This window comes from Oceanimonas pelagia, assembly GCF_030849025.1.
GTDB lineage: Bacteria > Pseudomonadota > Gammaproteobacteria > Enterobacterales > Aeromonadaceae > Oceanimonas > Oceanimonas pelagia.
Map to the genome: position 1 here is coordinate 1,732,211 of NZ_CP118224.1, position 14,308 is coordinate 1,746,518.

The 14,308-nt window shown below is 59.7% G+C and carries 13 protein-coding genes; 6 read left to right on the forward strand and 7 right to left on the reverse strand.

Annotation, left to right across the window (positions count from 1 at the left end; translation table 11 throughout):
• The first annotated feature begins 371 nt into the window (after positions 1-371).
• The 3 genes from PU634_RS08255 (at position 372) to PU634_RS08265 (ending at position 1,953) form a co-directional block, all read left to right on the forward strand.
• Positions 372-791 carry a PACE efflux transporter gene (locus tag PU634_RS08255; RefSeq protein WP_306763575.1) on the forward strand — a complete coding sequence of 140 codons (420 nt, stop codon included), beginning with the start codon at positions 372-374 and terminating at the stop codon, positions 789-791.
• A gap of 158 nt (positions 792-949) precedes the next feature.
• Entirely contained in the window at positions 950-1,378 is a 429-nt protein-coding gene (locus tag PU634_RS08260) for a disulfide bond formation protein B (protein ID WP_271910242.1), read from the forward strand.
• Between the two features lie 11 nt (positions 1,379-1,389).
• Positions 1,390-1,953 carry a TetR/AcrR family transcriptional regulator gene (locus tag PU634_RS08265; protein WP_306763576.1) on the forward strand — a complete coding sequence of 188 codons (564 nt, stop codon included), beginning with the start codon at positions 1,390-1,392 and terminating at the stop codon, positions 1,951-1,953.
• A gap of 561 nt (positions 1,954-2,514) precedes the next feature.
• Here the strand turns inward: PU634_RS08265 and guaA are convergent.
• Positions 2,515-4,092 (reverse strand): glutamine-hydrolyzing GMP synthase, encoded by a 1,578-nt coding sequence (gene guaA, locus PU634_RS08270; RefSeq protein ID WP_306763577.1) that lies wholly within the window; start codon positions 4,090-4,092, stop codon positions 2,515-2,517.
• A gap of 93 nt (positions 4,093-4,185) precedes the next feature.
• Positions 4,186-5,649 (reverse strand): IMP dehydrogenase, encoded by a 1,464-nt coding sequence (gene guaB / locus PU634_RS08275; protein WP_306763578.1) that lies wholly within the window; start codon positions 5,647-5,649, stop codon positions 4,186-4,188.
• A gap of 160 nt (positions 5,650-5,809) precedes the next feature.
• Between guaB and xseA the strand changes: the two genes are divergently transcribed.
• A complete protein-coding gene (gene xseA / locus PU634_RS08280; protein ID WP_306763579.1) occupies positions 5,810-7,153 on the forward strand; it encodes an exodeoxyribonuclease VII large subunit in 1,344 nt (447 codons plus the stop codon).
• Between the two features lies 1 nt (position 7,154).
• On the opposite strand, the gene PU634_RS08285 is transcribed toward xseA, so the two are convergent.
• From PU634_RS08285 to PU634_RS08295, 3 genes are read right to left on the reverse strand one after another with little or no spacing between them, the layout of a single operon-like run.
• Entirely contained in the window at positions 7,155-8,531 is a 1,377-nt protein-coding gene (locus PU634_RS08285) for an FAD/NAD(P)-dependent oxidoreductase (protein WP_306763580.1), read from the reverse strand.
• On the reverse strand, positions 8,521-8,787 hold the full coding sequence (locus tag PU634_RS08290; RefSeq protein ID WP_306763581.1) for a (2Fe-2S)-binding protein: 267 nt from the start codon (positions 8,785-8,787) through the stop codon (positions 8,521-8,523). Before PU634_RS08290 ends, PU634_RS08285 begins: the two co-directional genes overlap by 11 nt.
• Complete coding sequence (locus PU634_RS08295) at positions 8,741-9,865, reverse strand: NAD(P)/FAD-dependent oxidoreductase (protein WP_306763582.1); 1,125 nt, start codon at positions 9,863-9,865, stop codon at positions 8,741-8,743. Before PU634_RS08295 ends, PU634_RS08290 begins: the two co-directional genes overlap by 47 nt.
• 88 nt (positions 9,866-9,953) lie before the next feature.
• On the opposite strand from PU634_RS08295, the gene PU634_RS08300 reads away from it, so the two are divergent.
• Positions 9,954-10,892 (forward strand): LysR substrate-binding domain-containing protein, encoded by a 939-nt coding sequence (locus PU634_RS08300; RefSeq protein ID WP_306763583.1) that lies wholly within the window; start codon positions 9,954-9,956, stop codon positions 10,890-10,892.
• Here the strand turns inward: PU634_RS08300 and aotJ are convergent.
• Together aotJ and PU634_RS08310 are read right to left on the reverse strand one after the other, a co-directional pair.
• Complete coding sequence (gene aotJ / locus PU634_RS08305) at positions 10,853-11,644, reverse strand: L-arginine-binding protein AotJ (protein WP_371319630.1); 792 nt, start codon at positions 11,642-11,644, stop codon at positions 10,853-10,855. The genes PU634_RS08300 and aotJ overlap by 40 nt on opposite strands.
• Positions 11,645-11,889: 245 nt before the next feature.
• Complete coding sequence (locus tag PU634_RS08310) at positions 11,890-13,554, reverse strand: methyl-accepting chemotaxis protein (RefSeq protein ID WP_306763584.1); 1,665 nt, start codon at positions 13,552-13,554, stop codon at positions 11,890-11,892.
• 199 nt (positions 13,555-13,753) lie between these two features.
• Here PU634_RS08310 and PU634_RS08315 point away from each other — a divergent pair, with 199 nt between their 5' ends.
• Complete coding sequence (locus PU634_RS08315; RefSeq protein ID WP_306763585.1) at positions 13,754-14,254, forward strand: aminoacyl-tRNA deacylase; 501 nt, start codon at positions 13,754-13,756, stop codon at positions 14,252-14,254.
• Positions 14,255-14,308: the final 54 nt, after the last annotated feature.

Below are 14,308 nucleotides of genomic sequence, written 5' to 3' on the forward strand. Positions count from 1 at the left end.
AACCTTGATGGTATCGCCCTGCCCTAACTCTACTAATAAGGCGGCACCGTAAGTCCTTCCAAAACAGCAGACACAGCTCACCGTAGACAGGACTAAAAACTAGGCAAAAGGATCCTCATACTGGATATGCACTTGACAATAAACTTACCAATGGTAACTTACTAATGGTAACATAACCAAGTGTGACAGAGCCCGATAGTTTCAGAGGCGGCTCAATCAGCTGGGGTAATATGAATGGATAACAATATGAATTGCGACCTTTTCTGTATGCGTGCAGGAGTCTGTACTCACTGTCCACCTACTATTCGTAATACGTGGCTTTATACCCCTAGCACAGGGGAATTCAATGTTTATTATCGAAGAGGTCGGAAATGCAAGGAATTAAACGCAGAGTTACCTACGTATTATTTTATGAAGCAATAACTCTTGCTATTATTAGCACCGCATTCTATTTATTCTCAGATAAAGATGCCTCACATTCCAGTATGCTAGGTGTTGTGACGGTAGTTCTGGCTATCATTTGGAACACTGCATATAACACAGTTTTTGAATGGTGGGAATCCAAGCTGGCTAAACGTGGGCGAGATGTAATACGACGAGTGATCCACGCTGTAGGATTTGAAGTTGGTTTTGTAGCTATTACTCTACCTTTATTTTCATGGTGGCTTGATCTATCACTATGGGACGCATTCATGCTTGATATTGGGTTAACTTTGTTTTTTATGTTTTTCACTTTCTTTTATAATTGGACGTTCGACCGAATATTTGGACTGCCTCTATCAGCTCAATAAGAGCCACACCAAAAAAATTTAACATTATATTGAATCAATAAGCGGTCAGTTACTTAAGTAATGGTGAATGTATAACGCTTTTGCCCCAAGTGAACTGGCCGCACTACAAACATTTAATCTTAAAACATAAAAACCAACATACTACAACAGGAGAAAACATGAACAGCCAGCGTAATTACCAACCATCATACAGTCGTCTTATTCGGTTTTTTGGCATTGTTTCCATCGCCATATTCCTAATCACATGGGCCATTGACCTGACTGGTCTGACTTACCCCTGCCCTTATTGCCGAACCCAGAGAACCATCATTGGTATTTTGGGGCTTATACTATTAATGACCTCACGATTGCATCCACTACTTACTAAATATATAGTTACTGTTTTAGGTGGCTACGGTTTCGTAGTTGCAGCTATGCAACACTTCATGGGCTGGGACGACATCTATGAAGGGGTCTATAAGTTTGGAAATGGTGGCCCTTGGTTCTTCGATGAAATGTTGTTATCAGGAGGAGCCATGTTTGTTATAGTCGCGCAGGTTTTCACGACTTTACTACTTACAACAAATTGTAATAAGAGGCCGATTTAATGGGAAAGCGCATGTCAAAGGATGCTCGTCGAGAGCAGCTCTTGTCTATTGCCGAAGAGATCGTTAGAAATGAAGGAGCAGATGCATTAACACTTATTACGCTTGCCGAAAAGGCAGGCGTAACCAAACCATTAACATATGAACACTTTTCTAATCGCGAAGGTTTGCTTTCGGAATTGTATAAACGTTGCGATGAAAAATTAGTCTCTGCAATGACTGTGTCTATTCAGGTAAAAACCTCCAGCCTCAAAGATGCAGCCAGTATCGCTGCTTCTTCCTATATGGATTGTGTGAAGATCTGTGGGAGTTTATACGAGGCTGTAATTTCAGCTTTATTGGCGTACCCTGAATATAACAATATACGAGTTCAGATAAGAGATTATTTTGTTAAGTCATATCACAAGTTATTTCGTCCTTTTGTATCCATTCCAAACGATGAACTCAGAATAAAGCTAATCGCGATATTCGGAGCTCTTGAAGAAATTGGAAAAGCTATGAATCATGGTGAGATAAGCTACCAGAAAGCAAACGACACTCTTACAAGTTTAATTATTTCTTTTCTAGGAGCAAGATAAATTAAAGCAAAGAGCTTTATCTAATAAAGCCACATTATGGCTACCCAGCAGTTATTCCCAGGGATGGCGATACAGTGTCTATAAAATGTCTGACTCATTTTACATTGACGCCATGCTCTCGCTGAACGCCTACGACGTGTTAAATATGTGGAGAAAACGACTCGGTGTGCTCTACATCAATCTAGCTCAGGAATTTTGGAAACACCCAGCGACAGCCACTCTTCCGCCAGTTCGGCCTGCCATAATGGATGAATAGGCTGGAGCGCCACCTCTAAGAGATCGCAGAGAGAGCATGCTCCGACTGCACATCTATCATCTTCCTCTGGTAATCAGCCAAATACAACAGCTTACCAGGATAGGCCCAACAGACGGCTCTCAGCAACAACTTGACCACTACAACTAAAGCAAAAATTGCCTACCAGCACTCACAAAGGTCATCCTAAGCAAGCTCAATGACCGGACTTGCTCTCCCACACAAACAGAAAGCCCAGCGAAAACGCTGGGCTCTGAGATTTATTTTGTTATTGCTAGATATTGCCAAGTGTTACTTGTCGGTACCTGTCACTCCCACTCGATGGTGGCGGGTGGCTTGCCGGAGATGTCGTATACCACGCGGCTGATGCCGTCGATTTCGTTGATGATGCGGTTGGACACATGGCCCAGGAAATCGTACGGCAGATGCGCCCAGTGAGCGGTCATGAAGTCGATGGTTTCCACGGCGCGCAGGGATACAACCCAGTCGTATTTACGAGCATCGCCCATCACGCCCACGGAACGCACCGGCAGGAACACGGTAAAGGCCTGGCTGACCTTGTTGTACAGGTCATGCTTGCGCAGCTCGTCAATGAAGATGGCGTCGGCCCGGCGCAGCAGGTCGCAGTATTCCTTCTTCACTTCACCCAGCACCCGCACACCCAGGCCCGGGCCCGGGAAGGGGTGACGGTAGAGCATGTCGTAAGGCAGCCCCAGCTCCAGACCCACCTTGCGCACTTCGTCCTTGAACAGCTCTTTCAGCGGCTCAACCAGCTTGAGCTCCATGTCTTCAGGCAGGCCACCCACGTTGTGGTGGGACTTGATCACATGGGCCTTGCCGGTGGCGGAGCCGGCAGACTCGATCACATCGGGATAAATGGTGCCCTGGGCCAGCCATTTCACGTCTCTGATCTTGCCGGCTTCTTCGTCGAAAACTTCGATAAAGACGCGACCGATGATCTTGCGCTTGGCTTCCGGATCGTTTTCGCCGGCCAGGGCATCAAGGAAACGCTGCTCGGCGTTCACATGCACAATGTTCAGGCCGAAGTGGTCACCGAACATTTCCATCACCTGCTCGCCTTCGTTCAGGCGCAGCAGGCCGTTGTCCACGAACACACAGGTAAGCTTGTCGCCAATGGCGCGGTGCAGCAGCATGGCGGTCACGGAAGAATCCACACCACCGGACAGGCCCAGCAGCACCTTGTCGTCGCCCACCTGCTCGCGAATGCGGGCCACGGCGTCTTCAATGATGGAGGCCGGGGTCCACAGCGCTTCACAGCCGCAGATGCCACGCACAAAGTGCTCCAGCATGCGTGCGCCCTGACGGGTGTGGGTTACTTCCGGGTGGAACTGCACGCCGTAGAAACGGCGGGTTTCGTCGGCCATGGCGGCAAAGGGGCAGCTGCCGGTCTGGGCCACCTTGTGGAAACCCTCGGGCAGGGCCACCACCTTGTCGCCGTGGCTCATCCACACGTCGAGCAGGGCGTTACCGTTGTCGTCGATGGCGTCTTCAATATTGGCGAACAGGGCGCAGTCGGCCACCCGCTGCACCTGGGCGTAACCAAACTCACGCTCGCTGGAGCCGGCCACGGCGCCGCCCAGCTGCTCGGCCATGGTCTGCATGCCGTAGCAGATGCCAAACACCGGCACGCCGGCGTTAAACACATATTCCGGCGCACGCGGGCTGTTTTCCTCGGTGACCGACTCCGGCCCCCCGGACAGAATGATACCGTTCGGATTGAAGTCGCGGATCTGCTCCTCGGTGACGTCCCAGGCCCACAGCTCGCAATACACGCCCAGTTCACGCACACGGCGCGCAATCAGCTGAGTGTATTGTGAGCCGAAGTCCAGGATCAGGATCCGGTTGTCGTGAATGTTCTTGGTCATCGTCTTCCTACTCGTTACAAACACCGTCTGTGGGGGGAGCAGACGGCAATAGAAAAACGGGGGGACCAGCCCCCCGTTCGTCGCGTTCCGGGATTAACCCAACCGGTAGTTGGGCGCTTCCTTGGTAATGGTCACATCGTGCACGTGCGACTCCTGAATGCCCGCGCCGGATATCTTAACAAATTCTGCCTTGGTGCGCAGGTCATCTATGGTGGCACTGCCGGTGAGGCCCATGGCACTGCGCAGACCGCCCATCTGCTGATGGATAATTTCCTTCAGTTTGCCCTTGTAGGGCACCCGGCCTTCAATGCCTTCCGGCACCATTTTATCGGCGGCGTTGTCACTCTGGAAGTAGCGATCGCTGGAGCCCTTGCTCATGGCACCTAGGGAGCCCATGCCACGGTAAGACTTGAACGCCCGGCCCTGGAACAGCTCGATTTCACCGGGGGATTCTTCGGTGCCGGCAAACATGGAGCCCATCATCACGCAGTGGGCGCCGGCCGCCAGGGCCTTGGCGATGTCACCGGAGAAACGAATGCCGCCGTCGGCAATCACCGGAATGCCCAGATCCTTGAGCGCCGCCACGGCGTTGGCCACGGCGGTAATTTGCGGCACCCCGCAACCGGTAACGATACGGGTGGTACAGATGGAGCCGGGGCCAATGCCCACCTTCACCGCGCTCACGCCCGCCTCGGCCAGGGCCAGGGCGCCGGCGGCAGTGGCCACGTTGCCACCGATAATAGGCAGATCCGGATAGGCGGCACGGGTTTCCCGAATGCGCTGCAGCACACCTTCGGAGTGACCGTGGGAAGAGTCGATCAGCAGCACGTCGAGGCCGGCAGCCACCAGGGCGGCAATGCGCTCTTCATTGCCGGGGGCAGCCCCCACGGCGGCACCCACCCGCAGGCGGCCCTGGGCATCCTTACAGGCGTTGGGCTTGCTTTCCGCTTTCTGGAAGTCCTTGGCACTGATCATGCCGGCCAGACGACCGTTACTTTCCACCACCAGTACCTTCTCAATACGGTGCTGCTGCATCAGGGCTTCCACCTGATCACGGCCGGCGCCCACGGGCACGGTGACCAGGCGGCTCTTGTCGGTCATGACTTCATGCACGGCCTTGCTCATGTCCTGCACAAAGCGCACATCACGGCCGGTGATGATACCCACCAGTTCGCCGTCGGCGGCGATCACCGGGTAGCCGGCAAAGCCGTTCTGTTGCGTGAGTTCGCGCACATCGGCAATGGTCATGTCGGGGGAAACGGTCACCGGATCGGACACCATACCGCTCTCGAATTTCTTGACCTTGCGCACCTGGGCGGCCTGGGCCTCAACGGACATGTTCTTGTGAATAAATCCGATACCGCCTTCCTGGGCCAGGGCAATGGCCAGATCGGCTTCGGTCACAGTGTCCATGGCGGCGGAGACGATGGGGATGTTAAGATTGATTTCCCGGGTCAGACGGGTGCGGAGATCCGCCGTGTTGGGCAATACGGTGGAATGGGCTGGGACCAGCAGTACATCATCAAAGGTCAGGGCGTCTTGGGCAATCCTAAGCATCGCAATATTCACCATAGTTTGGGGGGTAAAAATATTGCCAAAGAATTTTAGGCATTCCCCCCCTTCGGGTAAAGCGATTTTTTGTTATTTTGGTCGGCAAGACGAAAAACTCTCCCCAAAGCAGTTTATTTTCAAATAAAAATACTCACCAGAGGTGATTTTGCAGCAGGAAAAGTTAACCAACATCTACACCGTCAGCCGCCTTAATCGCCATGCCCGGCTGCTGCTGGAAGGCGACCTGGGCGCGGTCTGGCTCACCGGTGAAATCTCCAACCTGGCCATGCCGGCCTCCGGCCACTGGTACTTCTCGTTAAAAGACAACCAGTCGCAGCTGCGCTGCGCCATGTTCCGGGGCAATAACCGCAGCGTGGGCTTTCGGCCGAAAAACGGCGATCAGGTGCTTATCTTCGGCAAAGTCACGCTCTATGAGCCAAGGGGCGACTTTCAGCTGGTGGCCCAGACCCTGGCCCCCGCCGGTGAGGGCCTGCTCAAGCAACAGTTTGAGGCGCTGAAAACTGCGCTGGCCGCCGAGGGCCTGTTTGCCGCCGAGCGCAAGCGGCCGCTGCCGGCCCATCCGAACCGCATCGGCATTATCAGCTCCCCCACCGGGGCGGCGGTGCACGACATTCTCACCGTGCTGGCCCGCCGGGCGCCGCAGCTGGAGGTGATCCTCTACCCCAGCCAGGTACAGGGTGAAGGCGCCGTGCCCCAGCTCATTAAGGCCCTGAACGAAGCCAACCGGCGCAACGAGACCGATCTGCTGCTGCTGGCCCGGGGTGGCGGCTCGCTGGAGGACTTGTGGTGCTTTAACGACGAGCGGCTGGTACGCGCCATTGCCGCCTCCCGCCTGCCGGTGGTGAGCGCCGTGGGTCACGAGGTGGACGTCAGCCTGAGCGATCTGGTGGCGGATCTGCGCGCCCCGACCCCCTCTGCCGCCGCCGAGCTCATCAGTGAAGACAGTGGCGTGCAGCGCCGCCAGTGGCAACAGGCCGGCCAGCGTCTGGAGCAGGCCATGCTGCGTGTGCTTGCCGACCGGCACAACCGGCTGGGCCAGTGGCAGCAGCGACTGGAGCGCCAGCATCCGCGCCAGCGCCTGCAGCAGCAAAGCCAGCAACTCGACCAGCTGCAGCTACGGCTGGAGCGGGCCATGGCCCGTCGGCTGGAGCAGGCCCGGCAGCGGGCCGAGCAGGCCGCACTGCGACTGGCCCACCAGCACCCGGGCCAGCGCCTGGTGTACAGCACAGAGCGGCTCGGCACCCTGGAGCAGCGGCTGCACGGCGCGCTGAAGGCCCGACTGAACCGCCTTGAGCACCGTCTGGCCCTGGCCGGCTCCCGGCTGCACGCCATGAGCCCGCTGGCCACCCTTTCCCGGGGCTACAGCATTACTCTGCATAACAACCGGGTGATCACCGATACCGGCCGGCTGAAAGAGGATGACATGATCACCACCCGGCTGGCCGAGGGCGAAGTGACAAGCCGGATCGAAACCATCAAGCGTACTTGAGTCAGTCTTGCTGCTCCGGCAGGCTGGCCAGCTGCGCCAAGGTCAGGGGGGCGGCGGGCCAGCGCGGAGTGAATACACCCAGCTCGTTCACCGCCCTGCCCTGCACCGCTGCCAGCACCATGGCCGCCTGCGGGCCGCACTGGCGGCCCTGACAGGGCCCCATGCCACAGCGGCTGAAGGCCTTGAGGCCGTTCAGATCCAGCCGGTGTTCACCGGCCAGCGCCCGCACCCGCCCCAGGGTAACGTTCTCGCAGCGGCACAGCAGGGTGGTATCACTTTCTTCGGCCAGGGCCCGTTCATCGGGCCGGTACAGGGCTTCAAGAAAGGGCCGAATGGCCGCATCCCGCGCTGCCTGAGCCTGTAATTGCGCCGCTTCTTCGCTATTCAGCACCGGCGTCAGCTTCAGCTCCTGCGCCAGCTCCCGGGCCAGCAGGCGGCCGTGCCAGGCGGCCTGCCGCGCGCCCAGAATGGCGGCGCCGTCGCCGGCCACATAGAGGCCGGGTACCGGGGTGCGGCCCGCCTGCTGGCACGGCTCCCAGCACAGCCGTTGCGGGCTCCAGTCGAGCGGGCAGCCGGCCCCGGCAAGCAGGGCGGTATGGGGAATAACACCAAAGTGCGTGAGCAGGGTGTCGGTCTCAATGTGGTATTGCCGCCCTCTGTGCCCAAAGCGCACCGACTGCAGCCAGTCGTCACCTTCCGCCGCCAGCCCGTGAGCCCCCAGATAAAGGGGCACGCCGGCCCGTTTCAGCGCCCACTGATAGCGCAGTCCCTGCCACAGGTAGTGACCGGCCCGCAGCGCCTTGGGCAGCGCGCCAAGGGCACGGCGATAGTGGCGCAACGGGGTCAGATCGATGACCGCTCTGGGCGCCCGGCCATGCCGCAAATATTGCCAGGCCAGCAGATACAACAGCGGGCCACAGCCTGCCAGCACCGCGCCCTCGGCGGCCAGCCCCTGCTCCTTCAGCAAAATCTGGCCGCCGCCGGCGTTCACCACCCCGGGCAGGGTCCAGCCGGCAAAGGGCCAGGCCCGCTCCATGGCGCCGGCACACACCGCCACCCGGGCGGCCTGCACCCGGCTGGCCTCGCCTTTCCGCAGCAGCGCCACCTCAAAGCCGGGCTCAATGGCCCAGACCCGGGTGCCCGGCCAGTAGTGCAGCCCCTGCCGGCGAAAGGCATGCACCAGTTCACCGCCCCGGTGGTAGTCCGGGCCCAGCAGGGCCAGGGCGTCATCGCCCTGCTGCTCCCAGCGCCGGTAGATCTGGCCGCCGGGGGCCGGTTGTTCGTCCACCACCAGCACGCTCAGGTCCAGCCGGGCGGCATCGGTGGCCAGGGCCAGGCCCGCCGGGCCGGCGCCCACCACCAGCAGATCAACCTGCATGCTCACCTCCGGTCTCAATCTCCATGCCCTCGGCCACCGGCACCTGACAGCCCTGCTGCTGCTTGCCATCTATCCAGACCAGACACTCGTAGCACACCCCCATCAGGCACAGGGGTGTGCGCGCCCGGCCTTCACGCCAGATGACTTTACGCTGCTGCAGTAACACCGAGGCCACCGAGCTGTCCGCCGGCACCCGGCAGGGGGCGCCGTCAATGTGAACCGATACGGTGGCGCCGGCTTGGGTTGGTTTCCACATCAAATCTCTCCGTGGTCATGGATATCAGGGGAGCCCCGCTTTGTTGCTCCAGCAGCTCGGCCAGCTCAAGGGCATGCCAGGCGGCCAGGGTAATGCCGCTGTGGCAGGCCACCGAATGCACGTTGGCATAAAGGGTCGAAGGCTGATACAGGGGCGCGCCGTCCGGGGTGATCACCCGGGTGGCGGCCCAGGCCCGCAACATGCGCGCCCGGCCCAGGGCCGGCAGCAGTTGGGTGGCGGTGCGGGCGATGGCGCTCAGCACCGACACCCGGGTCTGGTTGCCGGTGTCGCCTTCTTCCCAGGAGTCGCCACACAGCACGGTGCCGTCGGCGGTCTGACGCAGATGGGCGGTGGCAAAGGGCAGCAGCGGCGGCTGACGGGCAGTCACCAGAATTTGCCCCTTCACGCCCCGCACCGGCAGGCTGGCGCCCAGTTCGTTGCGCAGCGGCTCGCCCCCCAGGCCGGTGCACAGCAACAGCCGCCGGCCCTGTACTTGGGTGCCGTCGGCCAGTTGCAGGCGAATGCCGTCGCTGCCCGCCTCTGCCGTCTGCACCGCAGAGCCCCGCCGCACCCGGCCACCCTGCCGTTCAATGCCCTGAGCCAGCGCCAGCAGCAGCATCAGCGGGTTAACATGAGCGTCGGCGTCGCACCAGGATGCCCCCGTCACCTCGCCCACGCCGGGCAGCCGGCGCGCGACTTCCGCCCTGGTCAGCATCTGCGTTTGCAGGCCGGTGGCAGCATGCAGTGCGGCCAGTTCGGCCGCGCGCTCGGCCAGCTCCCGGGCACTCAGGCAAAAATCCAGGCCGCCGCTGGGGCGGTATTCCAGATCCACCCCGGTCAGCTGCTGCAGCTCCTGAGCAAAGCCCGGCCAGAGCCGGGCCGAGGCCTGGGTAATGCGGGCATAGTCGGTAAAGTCTGCGCCCTTGCCCTGCACCCAGATCAGCCCGAAGTTGCCCCGGGACGGCCGGGCCAGGGCGTCCTTGTCGTCAAGCACCAGCACCCGCTGGCCACGCCGGCTGGCGCCATAGCCCAGGGCCAGGCCACAGGCGCCGCCGCCCACAATAAGCCAATCCCACATGCTGAACCTTCCTCTCTTCCGATGATATCGCTGGCAATCCATAACATTCAGCGCATAATGCCGTTAACATCATCAGGGAACGTTATGTATGTTAACTTTTCAGCAGCTCAACGCCTTTCGCGCCATTATGCTGAGCGGCACCGTCACCGAGGCCGCACGCCAGCTTCATATCAGCCAGCCGGCGGTGAGCCGGCTGCTGGCCCAGCTGGAAGCCAGCCTGGGCTTCAGTCTGTTTGAGCGGCACAAGAGCCGGCTGCTCGCCACCCGCGAGGCCAGGGCCTTTATGGCGGAAGTGGACAAGGCCTTCATCGGCCTCGACCGGCTGGAGCAGGCCGCCGCCGGCATTCGCGAACACAGGGGCGAGCAGCTGGTGATCTCGGCGCTGCCGGCGTTTTCGCTGTCGCTGCTGCCGCAGGTAATCGCCCGCTTCTGCCGGCGTTTTGAGGGGGTCAGTATCGGCCTGGTGACCCACCGCTCCGCCGATGTGCAGGCCCGGACCCGGGCCACTCAGAGCGACATTGGTTTTGCCGACGCCATGCCCTCCGAACAGGGGCTGGACCACATTCCCTGGGTGTTTGACTGTGTCTGCCTGCTGCCCGAGAATCACCCGCTGGCAAGCCGAAACACCATCGCACCCGGAGATCTGCACGGTCAGCCACTGATCCAGCTGGAGCCGCACCTTGATCCCAGCGGCCGGGTGCAGCACCTGCTGGCCGAGGCCGGCGCCCGGCCACTCACCCGCATTCATACTTCTCTGGTGGCCAGCCAGGCGGGGCTGGTGGCGGCCGGCGCCGGACTGGCCCTGGTAGACCCCTTTACCGCCGAGGCGGCCCGGCCACTGGGGCTGGTGAGCCGGCCCTTTGCGCCCGCCGTGCCCTTTCGGGTAGACGTGCTGTTTCCGGCCTTTCAGCCCCGCAGCCGGCTGGCCAGCGCCTTTCTCGATGAGACCCTGGCCTGGATCCGCGAGCGGGGCATTGTGATGGCCGGTCAGGGCAGCTCGGGACCAAAGATATCCACCGGGAAGTAACGGTCGTTGATTTCCCGGTAGCGGCCATTGGCGCGAATGGCCTTGATGGCGTCATTCAGTTTCTGCTTCAGTGTCTGGTCCTGCTTGCGCACGGCAATGCCGACCCCTTCGCCGTACCAGCGCGGATCCGTCACCGGCTCCCCCACCTGGGAAAAGCCCTTGCCGGCGTCCAGGTCGAGAAAGCCCTGGCGCACCGCCAGCTCGTTGACCAGCAACAGATCGAGCCGGCCGGCAGACAGGTCCAGATAGGCTTCGTCCTGAGAGCCGTAGCGCTTGATGTCGACGTCACCGCCGAAGTTGTCGCTGATGTACTTGTCGTGAGTGGTGGCCCGCTGCACGCCTACGGTTTTGCCGCTCAGGCCTTCCGGACTCAGGGTAAGGTCCGTGCCGCTGGCGCCCACGAAAATGGCCGGGATCTGGTAATACTTGTGGGTGAAGTCCACCTTGCGCTTGCGCTCTTCGGTGATCGACATGGAGGCGATAATGGCGTCAAACTTGCGTGCCAGCAATCCCGGGATCATGCCGTCCCAGTCCTGGCTGATCAGCTCGCATTTGGCCTGCATCTGTTCACACAGGGCGTTGGCGATATCAATGTCAAAACCGGTAACTTCACCGCTTTCGGTGGTGGAGGAAAACGGCGGATAGGCCCCTTCCACGGCAACGCGGATCTGGCTCCAGTCCCTGGCGCTGGCGGACGACATGGCCAGCAGCGACAGGCCGGCGGCAAACAGTACGGTGGTTTTTCTCATCATGGTTCCCTCATTGTTGAGACGAACCTCAGTATTTACAGACGGCTGATCCCTGTCCAATACCGGTTTAACGCCAGGTCATAAGCCGATGTTATGCCTGCGCCGAACCACGCTCCCGTTGCCGGGAGACACCGGATAAAGTCCGGCATGGCACAACTCGGTTATTGACCAGTGGCCACAACCAAACAGGGTTGATGTACGTTTCCCGTTCAGCATGAACAAGGGCTGCCACAGCAGCCCTTGTTATGTTAACGAGCCGGTACCAGCTCCCCCACCGGCGGAGCATCATCAAGTGTATGGGCTCCCTGTAACCGGTAATGGGCGATCATCTGCTCCAGCACCCGGCATTCCTCCACCAGTTGCAGGCTGGCGCTGGCGGCGGCTTCGGCCTGAGACAGGGTCTCGCCCGAGGAATCGCGCACCCGGGTAATGTTGCGGCTCACCTCCGCGCACACCGAGCTTTGCTCATCCGCCGAGGCCGATACCTGGGCGTTCAGCTCGTTAATGCGCGCCACCTGCTCGATAATGGCCTGCAGCGAGCTCATGGCATCCTGAGTGCGGGCCACGCTGTCGGTGGCCTGGCCTTCGGCCTTTTCAATGGCGTGTACCGCGTCCTTGGCTTCGTTTTGCAGCAACCGGATCATGCCGGTGATCTCCTCGGCCGACTGCTGGGTACGCAGCGCCAGGGTACGCACTTCGTCTGCCACCACCGCAAAGCCCCGTCCCGACTCACCGGCCCGCGCCGCCTCAATGGCGGCGTTCAGCGCCAGCAGGTTGGTTTGCTCGGCAATGCCCTTGATCATGTCAAGCACCTTGTCGACCTGATCACAACGGCCGTCCAGCTCGCGGATCACCCGATCGATGCGGCCAATCTCGCCACTCAGGGTCTGAATGCCTTCCACCGCTACCCGGGCCTGGTCGCTGGCGGTCAGGGCAAAGGCATGGCTCTGCTCCGAGGTTTCGGCGGTCAGCCGGGCGTTTTCCCGTACTTCCCGGGCGGAGGCTTCCATTTCGTTCACCGCCGTGGCGATGAGAGCGGTTTCCGTATCCTGCGCCTTGGCGAAAGAATCGGTCTGTGCAGAGGAATGCTGAATCTTGTCCGCCGCGGTGTAAATGCGGTCGGTCACCCGGCGAACCTCACTCAGGCTGTGCTGAAAGCTGCCCAGCAGCCCGTTGATGGCACCCACCAGGCCACCCAGCTCGTCCTTGCCCAGGGGAGCCAGCCGGGTGGACAGATCCCGCTCCGCCGCCACCCGCTGCAACCGTTGGCTGATGTTGAGAATGGGACGCTTGAGGTAGTGATTCTGCACCAACCAGAGCACGGCAAAGGCCACCAGGAACACGCCGATCAGCACGGCAGCCAGGCGCAGGTTGTTGTCCCGTATCTGACCAAAGGTGTCGCTCAGATCATAACTGATGCGCACCGCCCCCATTACCGTGCCCTCGGGCACCTGGTGACACTGCAGGCAGGCGGTACCGCGATATTCCTTGAACGCCTTGAACGGCTTGACCAGGGTCAGGTTGGGAATGTCGTCCTCGAGGTGCAGCTCGAGCACGGTTTCGCCCTGTTCAATGGCGCGCCGGTCCAGTTCGTCTTCAATGCCCTGATCGGGCGCGCCCGGACCAAACAGGCTGGTGACCGCCGGTCCCCGGATCACCCGTGCCTGCTCAATGCCCTTTTCTTCCTGGATCTTGGTCTGCACCAGGCCGCGCTGGTGTATGGCACCGTTCACCATCAGCACGTTGAGCTGATCCATATAGAGGTTGGCGGTGGTCTCGATTTTTTCCTCGGCCAGATGCAGTGCCAGGGCGCGCTGAAGCTGGGTCGACACGCCGTAGCAGAGTGCAAATACCAGCACAAAAATCACCAGCAGCGGCAAAAATATTTTCCAGTTTAAAGAAAGGTTACGCATTCCGTGAAGGCCTCTGAATGAGTCCAAAAAAATCATTCTAAAGCAATTACATAACATGAAAATGACATTCGGTAACCTCCTTGATCTGGATCAACCAGCCCGCTCGGCTACCCTTTTGGGCGGGCACACGGGCGGGAACTATACTTATAGGGCTGTAACAGAAAGCAGGCGTTCGTATGCCTGCTTTCGGGAGGTAAACATGGGTATGTCACTCAGACTGAAACAATTTCTCGATCAGCGCCACGTCCCTTACGCCATGGTGCATCATCCTTACGCCGAGGGGGCGGCCCAGAGTGCCATTGCCAGCCATGTGCCCCTGGCGCAAATGGCCAAGGCCGTGATGCTGGAAGATGCCAATGGCAGGGCCATGATGGCCATCATTCCCGCGGCGGATCGCATTGACATGCGCCGGCTGAGTTATCTGGTGCACGATGAAATGCAACTGGCACCGGAGCACCACCTGGACAACTGGTTTGATGATTGCGATCCCGGCGCCATTCCCGCCTTGGGGGATGCCTATGCGGTGGACACCCTGGTGGACGACGAGTTGCTGGGCATGGCCGACATCTATCTGGAAAGCGGCGATCACCGGGACCTGGTGCATCTCAGCGGCGAGGATTACCGCCGGCTGGCAAGCCACTGGAAACACGGTCAGTTCAGCCGCAAGCCGGATCCCTGGAGCCGGGTTGAACGAATGTAAACCTGTTCGGAACATAACAAAAAGGAGCCTTTCGGCTCCTTTCTACTTCCAGCT

Bases quoted from the DNA above. Each gene is read 5' to 3' on its own strand.
- PU634_RS08290 (WP_306763581.1), bottom strand. From the start codon at position 8,787: ATGTGGAAACCAACCCAAGCCGGCGCCACCGTATCGGTTCACATTGAC.
- PU634_RS08310 (WP_306763584.1), bottom strand. From the start codon at position 13,554: ATGCGTAACCTTTCTTTAAACTGGAAAATATTTTTGCCGCTGCTGGTG.
- PU634_RS08265 (WP_306763576.1), top strand. From the start codon at position 1,390: ATGTCAAAGGATGCTCGTCGAGAGCAGCTCTTGTCTATTGCCGAAGAG.
- PU634_RS08315 (WP_306763585.1), top strand. From the start codon at position 13,754: ATGGGTATGTCACTCAGACTGAAACAATTTCTCGATCAGCGCCACGTC.
- PU634_RS08285 (WP_306763580.1), bottom strand. From the start codon at position 8,531: ATGCAGGTTGATCTGCTGGTGGTGGGCGCCGGCCCGGCGGGCCTGGCC.
- PU634_RS08255 (WP_306763575.1), top strand. From the start codon at position 372: ATGCAAGGAATTAAACGCAGAGTTACCTACGTATTATTTTATGAAGCA.
- PU634_RS08260 (WP_271910242.1), top strand. From the start codon at position 950: ATGAACAGCCAGCGTAATTACCAACCATCATACAGTCGTCTTATTCGG.
- guaB (WP_306763578.1), bottom strand. From the start codon at position 5,649: ATGCTTAGGATTGCCCAAGACGCCCTGACCTTTGATGATGTACTGCTG.
- aotJ (WP_371319630.1), bottom strand. From the start codon at position 11,644: ATGATGAGAAAAACCACCGTACTGTTTGCCGCCGGCCTGTCGCTGCTG.
- PU634_RS08300 (WP_306763583.1), top strand. From the start codon at position 9,954: ATGTTAACTTTTCAGCAGCTCAACGCCTTTCGCGCCATTATGCTGAGC.
- guaA (WP_306763577.1), bottom strand. From the start codon at position 4,092: ATGACCAAGAACATTCACGACAACCGGATCCTGATCCTGGACTTCGGC.
- PU634_RS08295 (WP_306763582.1), bottom strand. From the start codon at position 9,865: ATGTGGGATTGGCTTATTGTGGGCGGCGGCGCCTGTGGCCTGGCCCTG.